We start from the raw sequence: 17,435 nt of genomic DNA, 5'->3' as shown, positions 1-17,435 counted from the left end.
CATTCTATCGGTATTTTCAAAAGAAAACCGATTTTTTTATTCATATATACCAATAAACGAAAGGACGGGTTCAATCCTGGAATCTAAAATTTGTATAATCAGTATATCCGATTCTATCTGAGGAAAACGGGCAATTTTTTTATATCCGACGGTAGTTCCTTTATAAATGCTTACAGGACTTCCATTCCTCAATGATAAAATTTCAAAAGCCTCGATTCTCTGGCTTTTTAATATGTTCTCTTTTAAGATAACTGCCGAAATCTTTTGGGGAGTCTTCCAGGAAATCTTAAATTCTGCCTTTGGACCATTTCCATGGCAGCAGGTTTCATAATCATCCTGATATACGCTTCTCACAGCATTCCAATCATTTTGTCCTTTGACCAGAATTTCAGCTCCTTCTGTCAGGTTTTTTCCATATCTTTTTTGTATTTCCCTGCCTAGCTCCTGCAGCCTTTTTACATCTTCCTCATGAAGAAGGCCGTTTGGCATCGGTGGAATATTTAAAAGAAGTGTTGTATTTCCTCCAACGGATTTTTCATAAATATCCATTAAGTTTTCCAGAGACCGGACTTTATTATCCTCTTGCGGATGATAAAACCAGCCTAGCCTTATGGATACATCCACTTCTGCCGGATACCAGATTAGGTGCTGTTCTTGTGCCAAACGTTCCCTGCTTCCTAAATCCTCTTCCATACTGCTTATGACTCTCTGCCGGAAAGACGGATCATCCGCATGTTGGCTTAAAGCCGCTATCCGCTCTGCAACCGATAAATCTGCCGGTACAACACTCCATTCACTGGGGCGGGTGTCACCTGCTTCATTGCCGCACCATCGGACATCGGGTCCGCTTACGGATATGCAGGCATCCGGCATATGGTTTCTTACGGTATCATAATATCGCTGCCAGTCATAGACCTGTTTTTTGCCATTCGAACCTTCTCCGCAGGCACCATCAAACCATACACTAAAAATATCTCCATATCCGGTAAGCAGTTCCGTAAGCTGTGCCACGAAATAATCATCATATGCCTGTCCCTGTCCATAGGTTTCCTGATTCCGATCCCATGGGGAAAGGTAAATACCAAATTTTAAACCGGCCTTTTTACAAGCATCTGATACTTCTTTAACAATGTCTCCATTCCCATTTCCATAAGGACTGTACTTCACTGAATGGTTTGTGTATTTACTGGGCCATAAGCAAAATCCGTCATGATGCTTACAGGTAAGGATTGCGCCTTTCATTCCTGCCGCCTTAATCGCTTGAATCCATTGTTCCGCATCCATTTGATCAGGATTAAATATTTCCGGTGATTCTGTTCCATATCCCCATTCAGTTCCGGTAAACGTATTTACCGTAAAATGAAAGAATGCATAAAATTCTGTTTTCTGCAGCATGACCTGCCGCTCAGACGGAACAATGTTTATAAGTCTTTCATCTAATTGTTTCATTTATACTCTCTTTCCTACCAGTAGACCTTCCACTGTCCTATGATCCGAACAAGTGCTTCTGTATAAAAATAATCCCCCCATAGGGTACATTCATCAACGCCGCTATCCTTTACCGTGTTGTATGGAGAACATTTGGCATAGGTGGAATGAAGCAGAATTCCGTTGGTATCTTCACCGGAATGGTACAAACAGTGCTTTGTCAGTGCCTTTATTAAACGTTTTGCGTTTTGCAGCAGTTCCTTTGCTTCATTCGGTTCTAAATATTTTGCCATTTCAAGCATTCCGCAGGCTGCGATTGCTGCGGAAGATGAATCTCTTGGTTCCGTACTGCCATCGGTAAAGTCAAAATCCCAGTAAGGTACCAGATCCTTTGGTAAATGCTCCAGAAAGCATGCGGTAATCTTACGAAAGCTATCTATGTACATTGGATCAGGACAATATTTATAAGCGATTGCCGAGCCATAGATACCCCATGCCTGGCCTCTGGCCCATATGGAACCGTCTCGATATCCTTGAGCCGTTACTCCCCGGACCGGATTTCCTGTCTCCGGATCAAAATAGTAGGTGTGGTATGTAGAAGAATCTTCGCGGACTACATAGTTCATGCTGGTCCGAATATGGCGAAGTGCAGTTTCCCTGTATTTTGAATCCTTTGTTTCCTCTGACGCCCAAAATAACAGGGGCATATTTAATAGACAGTCAATAATTAACCGGTATTCTTTCGGATCCCCCAGCTTTCCCCAGGCCTGAAAGAATTCTCCCTTATCCTGAAACCGTCCCATCAGGTTATCAGCTGCCATCAGAGCAGTTTCCCTTGCCAGATTGTCACCGGTAAGTTTATAAGCAGCCACACAAGAGGGGGTATATAAAAATCCCATATCATGATGGTCTACCACAATTCTTTCGATCAATCGTTCCCGGAAGCTTGGGACTTTATAAAGGGCGGCTTCCTTAAAAGCCGCCTCCTTTGTCTGTTCATATGCAAGCCACAGCTGTCCGGTCCAAAATCCATTGGTCCAGTCATTGTTTTCTGTGGCAGGATATATCTGGTTTATACTGCTTGCCCCCGGGAAACTGTCATGAAATTTCGAAATGTTATTTCTAATCCGGGCAACCACATGATCCAGCGCATGGTGCGCTTCCTCTATGGTGATCGCCTCATATGTTTCAAGTGTTTCCTTTGTCTGCATAATAATAACGGGCCCTTTCTAATCTTGCATATCCGCTTGATTCATTCGGATGTCAATCGGATACTTGCAATCCGCTTCGCTGCTTGATGAGGTTAAAATGAAAACCACAAAATATCATTTGCCTTTAACTGCATGGAGCGGGCCTGGCCTTTTCCATCATAAATCACGGTTTCCTGAGGCTCATACGTGTTGTTAACAATACAATATTTTCCTGTAGCCGGATAATAATTGACTTCTACATTGTAGTTGCTGCTATACCATTTCTTCATCTCCTGCTCCATGCCTGCGGCCCAGAAGATCGCCCGGTAAAGCATTCTGGAATTCTCAAAAGAATAAGGGATTCCGCTGATATATACGCTTCTTCCGTCTCCGAAGCTGTTGACAGCCATCTGCACATCTTCCCCGTCCTTTTTTAAGATCTCCGCTTCGGAAAGTGCATAGATGTTCTTCATCCCTTCCCCAAAATCAATGGTTTCAGGGGATTCCTCTGTAATAAAATGGCTGTGTTCTTCCCAGTTATATTTATCTGTTGACATAGAAAAGCCCACTTCTTTATTTACGCCCAGCACATTTGCCAGGGTAAAATACCGGCCCTGATATTCACAGGCAGTAGGCTCTCCCACTCCGATCAATCCGCCGCCCTGGGCTACAAAAGCTTTTACAGCGCTGCTGACTTTCGGATTGGTCCAGTAGGCCCCGCCGCTTGGAGCTGTATAGGCATCGCCAACATTGATGACTACCTTGCATTTCTTTAACACATCCGGATCTGCGATCACATCCTCAAAACTTATGAATTCTACGTCAAATGGCATTCCGCTTAAGGCTTCCAGCACTCCGGCATAAGAATAAGTCTGCTTATAATCAATGGCATGAGCTACCATATGAGTTCCCCAGGAACGGATCTTTCCCCAGGAATTCAGCACTCCTACTTTAAAGTGGCAGTATGGGCTTTGTCCTCCCACATTTTCATAAAGAAGACGGAACTCATCGCATACTTCTTCAATGTACTGGATAAAATCAGGGAATTCCAATGCCAGCTTTAAGTAACCGCCATATCCGATCCGATCCACCGGTTTCCTTAAGATGGCCCGCCTTGCTGTCACCCAGTTTACCTTTGCCTCCTTGATCGGATCTCCGCCTTCACAGAATACATCAGGGAAGAAATAAGGTAAAAAGCGTCCTTCTGTATAGTTTACTCCCGGAATATCGGAAATCAGGCGAAGGGTGGTGCCGTTACCCACACTTCCAACAACTGCATCCACTCCTACGTTTTTAAAATACTCTCCAAATGGTTCTGTTCCGATCCAGTGATCTCCCAAAAACATCATGGCTTCCTTGCCGTGATCGTGGCAGATATCCACAAGAACCTTCATGAGCTTTGATACCTCTCTCTGCTGGAACTCCTGGAAATCGCGGAATTCCTTAGAAGGCACCCGGTTGGTATTGTTATGATATCCCTGGTCAATGATATATTCCGGACGGAAGGGGTAACCCACTTCTTTTTCAAACTGCTCTAAAATATAAGGGCTGACACTGGCACTGTAGCCAAACCAGTCAACGAATTTTTCTTTTGCATATTCATTAAATACAAGGGTGAACTGATGGAAAAACGTTGTAAAACGCACCACATTGCTGTCCGGATTTTCCTCCATCCAGCGGGTTAATTTATCGATCACGTGGCTCTGGGTCTTTGGCTGGCGCACGTCAAAGGTGATCTGATGCTCCACATCCTGCCAGTCATTGGTAATGAAATTATACATATGAACAGGATCCCAGATGATAAACGCCAGGAAACTTACCGTATAATCGTGATACCGCTCCGGATTGAAAATCATAACTTCCCGGGTATTTTCATCATATCCCCATGCATTGGCAGCTAAGGGCTCACCTGTTGTACGGTCTACGACCTCCCACCAGCGTTTGATGTCATGAAGGGTGTTGGGCTTTAACTGATCTTTATACAGATGCTTCATTATTGGGATGCGAAGCTCTCCCTCCTCCATAGCCGTATAAAATTCCGTCATCAAATATACCTGCTGGACTTCATCCGGGTTCGCATTTGCCCATTCGTTGTCCTTTCTGGTGGTGTAATAGGTGGAGTAGATCTTTACGGGCATCTTCTTAAGCTCATCCGGCATATTTGTCCCGTCACAATCCCGCAAAGCGTCGGCTCCCCATCGTTTTGCAATCTCTTTTGTCTCCTGAATCATATCCACATCAGTGGGAACAGTCACTCTTCCGGTAAGTTTTTTTTCCATCTTATATCCCCTTTCTTTTCATTCCTTTTTAATTTTCAGGTTGTTTTTTCGCAACCAATATTCTTATTATCCCTTTACACCGGAGGAAGCAACGCCTTCGATGAAAAATTTCTGGCAGAACAGGAAGGCAACCAAAATCGGTAATAGAACTACTGTTGCTGCTGCCATCTGAGCTCCGTAATCCTGGATCAGTCCGGAGGAAAACAGCTTCACTCCAACGGACAGCATCTGCTTATCCATAGTTGAAATGTACAGATACGGTCCCATATAGTCATTCCAGGACCAGGTAAAGGAAAACAGAGCCATGGTCGCAATGGCCGGTTTTGCCAATGGGAAAATAATTTTCCAATAAATTTTTAAATGGCTGCAGCCGTCAATTTTTGCCGCTTCACTGATGGAATCCGGAATCGAAATAAAGGACTGGCGCAGAAGGAATACAAAATACACATCCACACAGCTTGGCAGGATCAGTGCCCACATGCTATCCAGAATATGTAGATTTTTAAAGATCATGTATCTTGGTATGATCATGATGTCGCCGGGGATCATCATAGCTGATAAGAGTACGAGAAAGATTGCGTCTTTTCCCCTGAATTTAATTCTTGCAAATCCATATGCCGTAAAGCTTACGAAGAATATCTTGATTGCAATGGTAAGAGCCGTCATGACCACCGTATTAAAATACCATTTCTGGAAGTTATAAATGCCGTTTATAAACAATGCTTTAAAGTTCATCATGGTGGGGTTATCCGGAATCAAATGCCATGGAAACTTCATGACCTCTCCGCTGACCTTAAAGGAAGAGGAAATCATGAACAGAAACGGAAAATTTGATGCCAGCCCGATTAACAGGATAAAAACTGTAAGTGCTATCTTTATACTTTTCTTTTTGCTTTTCATTGAATATTTCCTCCCTTAATAATTAACCCATTTTTTCTGTCCGCGCCACTGAATAAGAGTTACGATCATAACAATCACAAACATGACAAAAGCCATTGCGCTTGCCAGACTGGTCTCATATTTCGTAAATGCAGTTCGGACAATGTTTACGGCCATAACCGTGGTCGCCTGTCCCGGACCTCCCTCGGTAAGGGCCTGTATGCAGGTAAAGTTCTGGAAGGATCCAATAATGGAGCTAATTAAGAGGAAAAAGGTGGTAGGAGAAATCATCGGAATGATAATGTTGCGAACCCTCTGCCATTTTGTTGCTCCGTCGATTTGTGCCGCTTCTAAGAGCTCAGAGGGCACCTCCTGCAAAGCACCAAGATAAACCACCATATTAAGGCCCACACTCTTCCATACGGAGATCATGGCAACTGTAGGAAGCGCCAGCTTTAAGCTCTGTAAAAGAAGGGGTGGGTTAAATCCCATATTTCTTAACGCAATGATCATGGGACTGTTATTCCCAAGCAAAACCTTAAAAATTACGGCTACAGCCACCATGTTGGATACATAAGGCATAAATACCAAGGAACGCATTGCTTTCTTCATATAGATCCCGTTGTTTAACATAAATGCCAGCACAAACCCAAGAATCATAATGACCGGTACATAAACCAGGGAGTATTGAAAGGTTCTTAACAGGGAATTTAAGATCTCCTTGTTAGTGAATATTTTTATGAAATTTTGTAACCCCACAAATTTAAGGTTATCCAACCTGGTAATATATTTCACGTTTAAGAACGACATCACAATTGCAATAACAAAAGGAATGCCGGTAAAAACAGTGAAAAAAATCAGGTAGGGAGAAATAAACAACCACCCATACCTGTCTTCTTTTTTCTGGGCTATTGATGTCTTTTCTTTCGTTTTGGATATTGGTTTTTTTTCCTTGTTCATAGGCCTGCCTCTCGCTTTTTATTTTAAGGAGAAAGTCTTATGGGATATAACCTTTCTCCTACTTCTATTCTAACGGATTTTTTCCTAATAAACATAGGGCGATTTTTGTATTTGTTGGTTATTTTCGCTTTTTACCTTGTTTTATTTATTTTTCCTTTAAATTGCCATGCTCATCAATATCCTCAACGGTAATTCTTGGGATCCGTATGACGGTGAGGGTTCCTACATCCTTTTTGCTGTAGATGGAAACAGCCCGGTCCACCCCAAAATACAGCTTGATCCGTGATTCTACGCTGTGAAGACCGATTCCGCTGCTGCGCCGGTTTTGCTCTTCCTCTTCTTTTCCTGTTCTTCCAAAACGGATCTGATCCCGTATTTCCCCTAATTTCTCCCGGTCCATTCCACGGCCATTATCCATAACTTTTATCATAACCCATTGGCCTTTTTCTTTGACCGTAAGGTGGATGATCATGGGATGCTTTAGGCCTGTCATTCCGTACAGGAAGGAATTTTCCACCACCGGCTGCAATATTATTTTCAGGGAAAACAGTTCATGGATCTGCCGCATGTCCGTCCGAAGGTCGAATTCAAATTCATCCTTATAGCGGTTTTTCTGAATCTTTACATAGGCCATAAGATGCTCGATCTCATGCTCCATTGGGACGATCACCTGCCCTCCGTTTATGGATAAGCGGTACATCCGGCCAAGAGAAGCTGCCGTACGCCCAATGTCCGGCCTTCCCGCCTCAGTGGACATCCATACGATATTCTCCAGGGTGTTATAGAGAAAATGGGGATTGATCTGGCTCATGAGCACTTCCAGCTCCAGCTCCTTTTTCTTCCGGTCAGACTGCAGTTTTTCAATAATATTGGTATTGATCCGTTCCAGCATGGAATTGTAATAGCGGATCATGTCTCCCACTTCATTTTTCTGTTTCACGTCAACATAGGCGTTTAAATTTCCGCCATACACCTCTTTCATAGAGATGTTAAGCTTTCCGATGGGATCCATAAAGCTCTTGTATAAATATAAGATCATCATGGCACAAAAGCCCACACATGCCACCATAACCAGGAAAATCCTGTAGTACAGCACATCCACTTCCTTTGTGACAGCTTTTACAGGAACCACCATAACGATCTTCCAGTCATTTACATCGGAAGTCTTTACCTGGATCATTTGATTTCCCAAAGCAGCCCACCCATCTTTTAAATCACCTGTCTGTTCCAGTAATTCATTTTTCAGTTTCTCAGATATGGTTCCTGCCTCCACGGCCTTTTCATTGCTGGAGGAAATCAGTCTGCCGTCTCCTGTGATTACATAGATATCACCTGGTATGGATTCTGCTAGTTCCTTGTATTGCTCATAGACTTCCCGCTCTTTTATGGCAAATACCTGCACACATTCATATCTTCCTTTTTCCCAGGAATAGATCCTTCGGATGCCCATAACAGCCTTTCTATCCCTGACCTCCCCCGGCTGATCACTGAGGAGGAAATTGTCCTGAAGGGGATACCAGCGGAATTTCATCAGAAGATCAGGATCCTCAATGTTCATAGCCTGAAGCTTCTTGATCACTTCCTCTGTATCATTATTAGGGTCCAGAAAATTAAATAACTCTCCCTTGTATGTGTACATGGCGCTGATCCTTGCCCGCTGGTTCAACATATCATAAGCGCCGAATATGTTGGTGTAAATCCTCACAATGTCAAGCTTCTTATACATCGGCTCCGTGGGAGAATATTCTTTTTCAATATATTTATTCAACTGGTCATTGGCCGCAAAATTGTCGGAAACACTGTAAATGTCCTGAATCTTTGCATCAATCTTATTGGTAATATCCGTGACCCGGCTCTGAGTCGTTCGCATATACTCCTGTTTCATTACCTTGCGCGTATGCCAGAACAGTATTGTGATAATAACCACAACCGGAATCAGCACCTGGAGAATGCCATAGAGCATCCTGCGCTTTAAACCGATATTCCGTTTCTTTGCCTGCCCCTTTCCCTTATTCATCTTCATGATTTTTCTCTGCATTTCCTCCCTCCGGCTGGAGAATGTTCCGGTATTCTTTCGGACTTATCCCATACTTTTTCTTAAACAGTTTAATGTAGTTGGATACGTCTGCCCAGCCCATTTCCTCGGAAATTTCATAGATTTTCCTCCCTGGATCGGCAAGAAGCTTCTTGCTTTTTTCCAGCCTCTTTGTAATGATATAATCGCTGAAATTGCAACCAAATTCATTTTTAAATATTTTAGAAATGTAAGCAGAGTTTTTATGCACCTTTGCCCCCACGTATTCTAAGGATATCTGATTGGAATCATACTCCTCATCCACGATATCCCTGATCTTTTGGGCAAGGCTGCTCTGGCTCTTCCACTCTCCCTTCATGCCGGCCATTTCCCTGGAAACCTCCCGAAGGATCCGGGATACAAATTCCTTTTTCTCCTGGAGACTTTTTAAGGGATAGATATCCGTATAGGTGCAATCCAGCTTTTTCATCACCTTTTCTATACGAACGCCATAACGCAGTAAGGCCCGGGATAGGTTAAACAGCATCTCAAGGCTTAGACGGTTAATATAATCATAATCCCGAATCACTTTTCCCTTGAATTCTGAATAAATCCCATTCAAAATGTCCTCTGCCTTATTTTCCTCCTGCTCCATGATTTCCTTTAAAATCAGGCCCGTATCAAAGGAAATCGCATAGTAATCAAAATCTGCTTCCTGGATTTCCTTATAGGTCATGACCAGATTCTTTTCCTCATTGTAGATCTTTTGGCTGGCACAGCATTTGGCCTGTTCATAGCACTGGGGAAGCATCTGAAAATCCGTATAAAAGTTGCTGATACCGGCATATATGGGAATGCCGCTCTCCTTTAAGACCACTTCTGCCAAGTTCCTCACATAAGTATAGAGTTCCTCTTCCTTAGGTTCCTCTCCGGCACTTAAGATCCCGGTTATCTTCTCCTCAAAATTCCAGATATAGGTTCCAGCAATCCCCTCATTTAATATCTTTTCATTTAAGATCTTCTCTATCTTTATCTGATCTTGATAGAATGCGTTCTTATCTTCCGTATTTGGCACATCCGGATGGATCAGGATTACACCATACCAGTTTTCTCCCTGTCGGAAGAATTCTTCTTCCATCTCTTCTTCATGATAGCCATACCCTTTGATCAAAGCATTGTATTTCCTTCTTAACTTTAAATTTTTGCTTTCTTCATAGGCTGACTTTAATTCTTTTTCTTCTAATTTCTTTTTTCCTTCCTCATCAAGACGTTCTTTTATTTTCCGGAAGGTCACTTCAAATTCATCAAGGTCCGTGGGCTTCAGTAAGTATTCCATGACCCGGTTTTTAATGGACATCTGCAAATATTCAAAATCATTGTATCCGCTTAAGATAATGATCTTAATTTCCGGGTAACGCTGATTTAAGTGCTGCATCAGCTCCATCCCATCCATTTCCGGCATCCGGATATCGGAAAGTACTACATGAGGCTTATCTTTTTCTATTTGTTCCAGCGCTTCTATTCCATTGCCGCAGACGCCGCTGATCACAAATCCCCATTTTTCCCATTCAATGCTGTTTGCGATTCCATATGCAATCGCCTTTTCATCTTCCACAACCAGTAATTTATACATGTCATACCTCCATCCCGCCATATTATATAACAAACTACGTTATTTTCTCAAGCTTCTTTTCTATTTACCTGCACATTTGGGTGATTTACGTGATCATTGTACTTGCATTGTTCAAATAGTCATAAGCGGAGATAAATGTACTATTTCATACTGATACAAATAAAGTGCGGTTCCACTTCAGTCAGGGAATCGCACTTTTATTCATGTTCTTTCTATTCATTTATCCAAAGATACATCCTATTCTTTCACAGGGATGCCGCTCCATCCACCATAATATTCGTGCCATTCATAAATCCCACCTCCGAAGATGCAGCAAACAAAACCGCTGCCGCGATTTCCTCCGGCATTCCAAGTCTCCCCATGGCCTGTCTGGAGACATAATGTTTATAAGTATCCTCCGGGTCCGGCTCAGCTGCAATTCTGGCTTCCAGAGAGGGTGACAATACAGTACCCGGACACACACAATTCACACGTATTCCATCACCGATATAATCTGCCGCCATGGCTTTGGATAAAGATAAAACCGCACCCTTTGATGCGCTGTATGCAGCTCGGTTTGCGATCCCCTTCACTGCAACTAGAGACGACACGTTGACAATCACACCCTTCGACTGGTGCAGGTAAGGAAGTGCATATTTGCATACCAGGAATATACCTGTGGCATTGACAGCCATTGTCTGGTTCCAGACCTCCACCTCTGTCTCTTCCACATTGCCGCTGGTTACAATCCCGGCACAATTTACCACTACATCAATGCCCCCAAAGATTTCTGAGGTCTGTTCAACCATAGACTTTACCTGTCGTGGGCTGCTGACATCCGCCTGAATAAAAACAGCATTTTTCCTATCTGTGATACTGCTTTTTGCAAGAATTTCTTCAACTACCGTTTTCGCTGAACCGGACACCGAATTCAATATAACCTGTGCTCCTGCTTGATAAAATGCATCTGCCACCGCAGCACCTATACCAGCACCTGCCCCTGTGACTAATACCGTCTTATTATTAAAGTCAAAAAACATAGGCCTCCTTTCAATCCGCTCCCATATACGCTTTACGTACCTCTTCATTCTGCAGCAGATTGTCGCAGCTGTCATTTAAGATCATCTCACCTGTCTGCATCACATATCCTCTGTCTGCAGTATTCAGAGCAATTTTCGAGTTCTGTTCCACAAATAAGATTGTGGTCCCTTGCTCACGAATCGCCACAATCGCCTCAAAAATCTCTTTAATGATCAAGGGTGCCAATCCCAAAGAAGGTTCATCCAGCAGCAGCATTTTCGGACTGCCAAGCATGGCCCTGGCAATAGCTAACATCTGCTGCTCCCCGCCGGAAAGAGTTCCTCCCAGCTGGCTCTTCCGTTCCTCCAGTCGGGGAAACAGCTTATACATACTATTGATATCCTGTCGGATATTTTTCTTATCCCTGCGCAGATAAGCACCTGTCTCAAGATTCTCCAAAACCGTCAGCTGTGAAAAAATGTGACGTCCTTCCAGCACCTGGCAAAGTCCGCGTTTTGTAATCTCAAATCCAGAAAGCTTCTGAATATTCCTGCCATTAAATAAAATCTCTCCCCGGACTCCAGGTGCCGGTGTCAGTCCCGAAATACTCTGCATGGTGGTCGTCTTTCCTGCTCCATTTGCTCCGATCAGGGTGACGATTTCCCCTTCTTCAACATATAGATCTATCCCTTTTACCACCTGGATATTTCCATAATAATAATGAAAATTTTTTATTTCTAACAGTTTTCCCATGTTAATCGTCACCTCCCAGATAAGCCGCAATTACTTCCGGATTTTTCTGTATTTCTCCTGGAGATCCTTCTGCAAGCTTTTGACCGTAATTTAACACAAACAGCCTGTCTGTAATGTCCATCATCAGCTTCATATCATGTTCTACAATGAGAATCGTTACTCCCTTTGTCAGAATTTTTCTCAAATAAGAGTTTAACTCTTCCTTTTCTCTGGAGTTCATGCCGGCCGCCGGCTCATCCAATAAAATCAGCTTAGGGTCGCTTGCAAGTCCACGGACAATTTCTAAAAGCCTCTGCTTCCCATAAGAAAGCGAACCTGCAGCTTCCATTGCATGCTCCTTCAGACCTACAAACTCCAGCCATTCAAATGCTTTTTCCCTAGCCTTTACCTCCTCTTCCTGTTCTTTCCTACTATGTATCAAGCTCTCAAAGAAATTAGCATTCAGTCTGGGATGCATGCCAACGATAACGTTATCCACCACAGACATGTTCTTAAACAAGTTGATGACCTGATAGGTGCGGGCAATTCCTGCCTGGTTGATCTCAAACGGTTTCATACCATCGATTCTCTTTCCGTCAAAGGTAATGCTTCCGCTGTCCGGTTTATATACTCCGCTGATGAGATTAAAAAATGTAGTCTTTCCAGCTCCATTGGGACCTATAATCCCATTAATCTTTCCGGCTTCCATATGCATGGTTACATCATTGGTAGCTTTCAAACCACCAAAGCTCAGGCACAGATTATCAATTTCAAGAAGCATGAGCCTTACCTCCTTTACCTTCTGAAGTAAATCTTCCCAACAGCTTTTTGGCTTTTCCATAGACACCGCCAGGAAGAGCAACCACAACCAGGAGCAGCAAAATGCCATACATTAACATCTGGTATTGCTCAAACATTCTTAATCCTTCCGTAATTAACAGCACAAATACAGCTCCAAATATTGGTCCCAGGAGTGAGCCGGTTCCACCAAACAGCATCATCGTAACAAACATAACCGATTGTTTCTGAGTAAAAGTATCCGGCCCGATGTATCTGACAAGATGTGCATACATAGCCCCAGCAAAACCAGTGTAAAAAGCACTGACCGCAAATGCAATGACTTTATACTTGGTAACATTAATCCCCATTCCGTTGGCAGCATGGGGATTTTCACGGATGGCAATCCAGGCCCGTCCTACTTTGGAGTTTACAATCAGGAACTTAGCCAGCAGAAATATCCCCATACATACTAATCCAAAATAATAAAATTTTGTATAAGAATCAAGCTTAAATCCAAATACATTTACACTTTCCGTGAACATACCTACTGCATTTCCGGTAATGCCTCCGGGAGAATTCAGAAGAAACGTATACACGACTTCTCCAAAAGCAATAGTTGCTAAAGACAGGAAATGGAACACCAGTTTTGATGCCGGATAAGCAATAATCGCTCCTATGGCAGTAGCCAGCACTGATGCAATTACCATGGTCAGAAGAATGGGCAGATGGAAATATTTATTCAGCATAACCGAGCCATAGGCACCGATGGCAAAAAATGCCGCATGCCCCATAGAAATCTGTCCGCAGTATCCAAAGTCAATATCAAGACCGGATACGGCGATAATATAAAGAAATGCGAAACAGGACACAAGAATCCCATAAGCAAAACCTACCGCCATGAATATGCCCGGAAGAAGTACCAGCAGCACTACAGCTGCAAGTTTTGAAGGAGATAACTTGATTTTAAATGATTTCATTTGCTCTTCCTCCTATTCTGTAATTGCCTGTTCGTTAAAAATCCCTGTAGGTTTCACAAAAAGGAAGATTAACAGCATGGCATAGGCAATCATGTCTTTATATGTAGAAGATAAGTAACTGGCTGTTAGCGTTTCTATAAGCCCCAGCAGAACACCACCTACAATCGCACCATAAATGTTTCCGTACCCTCCCATAATGGCACCGGCAAAGCCCTTCCGCCCAATGGTGCTGCCAAGCATAATAAATACTCCATAAATAGGTCCCAGCAAAATGCCTGCAAGAGCCGCCATACCCGCAGCTATTGCCCATGTAATCCCCGTACTTAAAGAAGTATTGATTCCGCATGCCTGCGCTGCTTTCGCATCCATGGCAGATGCTCTCATGGCGGTTCCGAATCGGGTATATTTCATAAATATCTGAAGCCCCCCCATGCAGAGGAATGACACGATAATACAGAAAACAGACTCACACTGTACAGAAACTCCCAAAACCGAAATCGAAGGGAATGGAAATACCTGGGGATAATTTAACATTTTCGTGCTCCAAACTGCCTGAATGCTATTTTGAAGAATATAAGAAACCGCGATTGTAGCTAGTACAATATAAATAGCAAGTACATGTTTGCTGATTAATTTCCGTATTATAAATTTCTCCATGAATAATCCAAAAACAAAAGCAGTCAGAACAGTAAGTATCAATGCCACATAATATGGCAGACCAAACAAGGTATAAAAAGTGTATCCCAGAAATGCCCCTAATGTCAAAACATCACCCTGAGCAAAATTCATCAAGCCGGACGCTTTGTAGATCAAACTATATCCCAGAGCAATGAGACCATATACACAGCCAATAACAAAGCCCGAAACAAGAACCTGCAACAACATAGGTTATGTTCTCCTTTCATTGATCCTATATTTTTAATCAGGGAAGAGGATGATTCAATCCTCTTCCATTATGATTCCTTTTTTACTGTTTCCCAATTCCGGACATAATGGCCTTATATCCTTCGGTGCCTTCCCATTCGTCGAAGGTCATATAGGTTTCATTGTCAATGACAAAGATATTGCATTCATGAAGACCTTCTCCATCTCCTAGGGTAAAGTCCTGCATACCTGCCATTGTCTTAACATCTTTTAGGGTTCCTACAGCCTTTACAACTGCGGCTTTGTCAGTCGTTCCGGCAGCCTTTACAGCTTCTTTAAGAACGAGCATAGAGTCGTATGCGCGATAAGCGCAGTCAGATACGGGCAGTGTTCCATACTCATCTTGATATGCCTTTAAGAAATCTTTAATAAATGGATCGTTACAATCTTCAATATTGGTATAGGTCAGGTAGGGATACGCAAATGCCATGCCGTTGGACGCTGCTCCTGCTACCTGCAGTGCGTCTACCTGATATAAATCTTTTGTAAAGCAGAGACCATTAAAACCAAACTGGCGAAGTTGCTTTGCGATCATTGGCTGAGTCGGACCAAAAGTAGAAATAAACATCACTTCTGCGCCAGAGTTAATCATTTTCGCCACCTGTCCAGAAAAGTCCGTATTTCCTTCCACATAACTTTCTGATGTAGTTATTTCGATTCCTGCTTCCTTGCAAAGACCCGTCATTGTTTTCACACCCGCAACTGCAGCATCATCTTGTCCTGCAAAGATAGCAACTTTTTTCACTCCTAGTTCCTGCAGCTTCTTCACCACACTTGGAAGTGCAAAATCATTATTCTGGCAGGCACGGAATACGGAGTCCCACCCCTGCTTCATCCAGGTCGGGCTTGTTCCGGTACCGAATACAGGAATCCCTGCTTCATTGTAAACCGGACCTGAGGACAATACACAGCTGGAGATACAGGAGCCGATAACTGCATCACATTTGTCAACCTGCACAAGCTTCGATGCCACCTTAACCGATTCCTCCGGAGACCCCTGGTCATCATATGATACAATCTTGATCTGCTTTCCCAGGATCCCTCCTTCGGCATTGATCTGCTTTGCTGCTAACTTTGTTGCATTCAGTGCACATTCCCCCGGCTGTGCATTGGTTCCGGTCAGAGGCTGTGGACAGCCGATAATATATTCGCCGCCTGTCGCTGTGCTGCTGCCATTTTTCGTCTGGCCAGATGTTGTATTGCTGGATGCATTCTGACAACCTGTTATAGACAGGATCATAGCCGCACTCATCATCAATGCTGTAAGTTTCTTTAAATTTTTCTTCATGATAGTTCCCCCTTACGGTTTTTATTATATTGTTTTTATTATGTTATCCTCTTTACCAGAGGTTTCCACTCTTATTAAATCCCCATTCTCCCGGTCCTTCTATAAATTCAATGTGTTCCATTTCCACCGCCTCTTCCACCATCGATTCGGATATATATATTTCTTCCAAATTCATCGTATCTTTGATCCGGACAATTCTTGTATGCTCCCTGTCTATGTAATTACAAGTTTTAAGAGCAATCTGGATGCATGCCTGATCCGTATGGGTAAAAAGCGGAATCTTTGGTGTGCACAGCACCGTTGATGTACATACATTGGGATACGTACAATCCACATCGATTTTATCCACCAGACGCTTGGTCGTCACATCCGCCAGTCCAATGCCATTGCAGTTGCCGTGAGTTTCCTCTGTCAAATCTAATACTGCAATGTGCTGGATCTTCTTTTCTCCCTCTATGTATGGTACCGCAAATCTCCCGGTAATATTGGGGTCCATTCCATCTCCGCTGATATCTTTCCCAATTCGGTCTACTACAAGTACGTCAATATTGTCAAAATAAATGCAGCCCAACCGTTGCTTTGAAAGTGTCAGAAGCTTGGGTTCTTCTTCGTAAATTTCTTCCCTCAACATACCTTTTATGATACATGTCTGATCGAATGCATTTTCTACAAGTCCTACAGCGCCGATTACATTAACATGATCAAGAATCACCTTTCCGATGACAGGAAGCATCCTTCCCAGCTCATAAAATCCGTTCTGGTGTACGGTTTCCGCGCCTTTTTGCTTGCCCATTCCAATTACTGCCATTTTCATGATTCCACTTTCAAAAGGCCCCCGGAATGCTGTGTGTGCTTTTACCCGCCCACAGAGAATAATCCCATCTGCCTCATAAGCGTATCGGTCGACGTAAACCGGCATTCCCTCCGGTGTCTTCCCTATTTCTACCACTTCCATGGTTGCACGAATCGGACATCCGAGGAAATCCTCGGTCACCCCATAGCCAGTGAGAATTTCAACCTGTCCCTGGGCTGTGGCTCCTCCGTGGCTTCCCATAGAAGGAAAGACAAACGGCTCACCTCCGCATTCTTTGACAAAGTCTACAATTGCTTTTGTGATCCTTGCGATATTGGCTACGCCCCGGCTTCCGCATGTGATTGCCAACCGCATTCCCGGCCGGATCCGGTTTCGCATCTCCTCACGGTTTAGCTCCTGATGGACGACCTGTGGAATCTTTTCTTCCTCAATGTGGCTGTGGTCCAGCAATTGTCTGACCTTTGCCATCCTGGGCAGCATAACGGCTGACGCAAGACGTGATACTACATTTCCTTCTGCAACAGTTTCAAGTGCCATA

Annotated in this window: 14 protein-coding genes; all 14 read right to left on the bottom strand. The window is 43.4% G+C overall.

The genetic code is table 11. The features are described from left to right. Positions 1-36: 36 nt before the first annotated feature. Positions 37-1,449 (bottom strand): alpha-L-fucosidase, encoded by a 1,413-nt coding sequence (locus ACHZES_RS00340; RefSeq protein WP_395547350.1) that lies wholly within the window; start codon positions 1,447-1,449, stop codon positions 37-39. A gap of 14 nt (positions 1,450-1,463) precedes the next feature. Beyond that, positions 1,464-2,639, bottom strand: a complete 1,176-nt coding sequence (locus ACHZES_RS00335; protein ID WP_395547351.1) for a glycoside hydrolase family 88 protein — start codon at positions 2,637-2,639, stop codon at positions 1,464-1,466. 92 nt (positions 2,640-2,731) lie between these two features. Further along, positions 2,732-4,897, bottom strand: a complete 2,166-nt coding sequence (gene gnpA, locus ACHZES_RS00330) for a 1,3-beta-galactosyl-N-acetylhexosamine phosphorylase (protein ID WP_395547352.1) — start codon at positions 4,895-4,897, stop codon at positions 2,732-2,734. A 66-nt stretch (positions 4,898-4,963) separates the two neighbouring features. Continuing rightward, positions 4,964-5,797, bottom strand: a complete 834-nt coding sequence (locus tag ACHZES_RS00325) for a carbohydrate ABC transporter permease (protein ID WP_395547353.1) — start codon at positions 5,795-5,797, stop codon at positions 4,964-4,966. A 15-nt stretch (positions 5,798-5,812) separates the two neighbouring features. Beyond that, positions 5,813-6,736 carry a carbohydrate ABC transporter permease gene (locus tag ACHZES_RS00320; protein WP_038280686.1) on the bottom strand — a complete coding sequence of 308 codons (924 nt, stop codon included), beginning with the start codon at positions 6,734-6,736 and terminating at the stop codon, positions 5,813-5,815. A 145-nt stretch (positions 6,737-6,881) separates the two neighbouring features. Further along, on the bottom strand, positions 6,882-8,774 hold the full coding sequence (locus ACHZES_RS00315) for a sensor histidine kinase (RefSeq protein WP_242843111.1): 1,893 nt from the start codon (positions 8,772-8,774) through the stop codon (positions 6,882-6,884). Further along, positions 8,746-10,383, bottom strand: a complete 1,638-nt coding sequence (locus ACHZES_RS00310) for a response regulator (RefSeq protein WP_395547354.1) — start codon at positions 10,381-10,383, stop codon at positions 8,746-8,748. Before ACHZES_RS00310 ends, ACHZES_RS00315 begins: the two co-directional genes overlap by 29 nt. A 245-nt stretch (positions 10,384-10,628) precedes the next feature. Then, positions 10,629-11,402: an SDR family NAD(P)-dependent oxidoreductase gene (locus ACHZES_RS00305; RefSeq protein ID WP_395547355.1), complete on the bottom strand. Its 774-nt coding sequence runs from the start codon at positions 11,400-11,402 to the stop codon at positions 10,629-10,631. Between the two features lie 10 nt (positions 11,403-11,412). After that, a complete protein-coding gene (locus tag ACHZES_RS00300; RefSeq protein WP_395547356.1) occupies positions 11,413-12,135 on the bottom strand; it encodes an ABC transporter ATP-binding protein in 723 nt (240 codons plus the stop codon). A gap of 1 nt (position 12,136) precedes the next feature. Next, positions 12,137-12,895, bottom strand: coding sequence for an ABC transporter ATP-binding protein (locus ACHZES_RS00295; protein WP_395547357.1), 759 nt, complete (start codon positions 12,893-12,895; stop codon positions 12,137-12,139). After that, a complete protein-coding gene (locus tag ACHZES_RS00290; RefSeq protein ID WP_395547358.1) occupies positions 12,885-13,871 on the bottom strand; it encodes a branched-chain amino acid ABC transporter permease in 987 nt (328 codons plus the stop codon). Before ACHZES_RS00290 ends, ACHZES_RS00295 begins: the two co-directional genes overlap by 11 nt. Positions 13,872-13,883: 12 nt before the next feature. After that, positions 13,884-14,756: a branched-chain amino acid ABC transporter permease gene (locus ACHZES_RS00285; protein ID WP_395547359.1), complete on the bottom strand. Its 873-nt coding sequence runs from the start codon at positions 14,754-14,756 to the stop codon at positions 13,884-13,886. A gap of 82 nt (positions 14,757-14,838) precedes the next feature. Further along, entirely contained in the window at positions 14,839-16,083 is a 1,245-nt protein-coding gene (locus ACHZES_RS00280; protein WP_395547360.1) for an ABC transporter substrate-binding protein, read from the bottom strand. 52 nt (positions 16,084-16,135) lie between these two features. Beyond that, positions 16,136-17,434, bottom strand: a complete 1,299-nt coding sequence (locus ACHZES_RS00275) for a lactate racemase domain-containing protein (RefSeq protein ID WP_395547361.1) — start codon at positions 17,432-17,434, stop codon at positions 16,136-16,138. Position 17,435 lies beyond the last annotated feature (1 nt).

This window comes from Lacrimispora sanguinis (assembly GCF_044987295.1).
Lineage (GTDB): Bacteria > Bacillota > Clostridia > Lachnospirales > Lachnospiraceae > Lacrimispora > Lacrimispora celerecrescens_B.
This window is presented reverse-complemented; position numbering and strand designations above follow the sequence as displayed.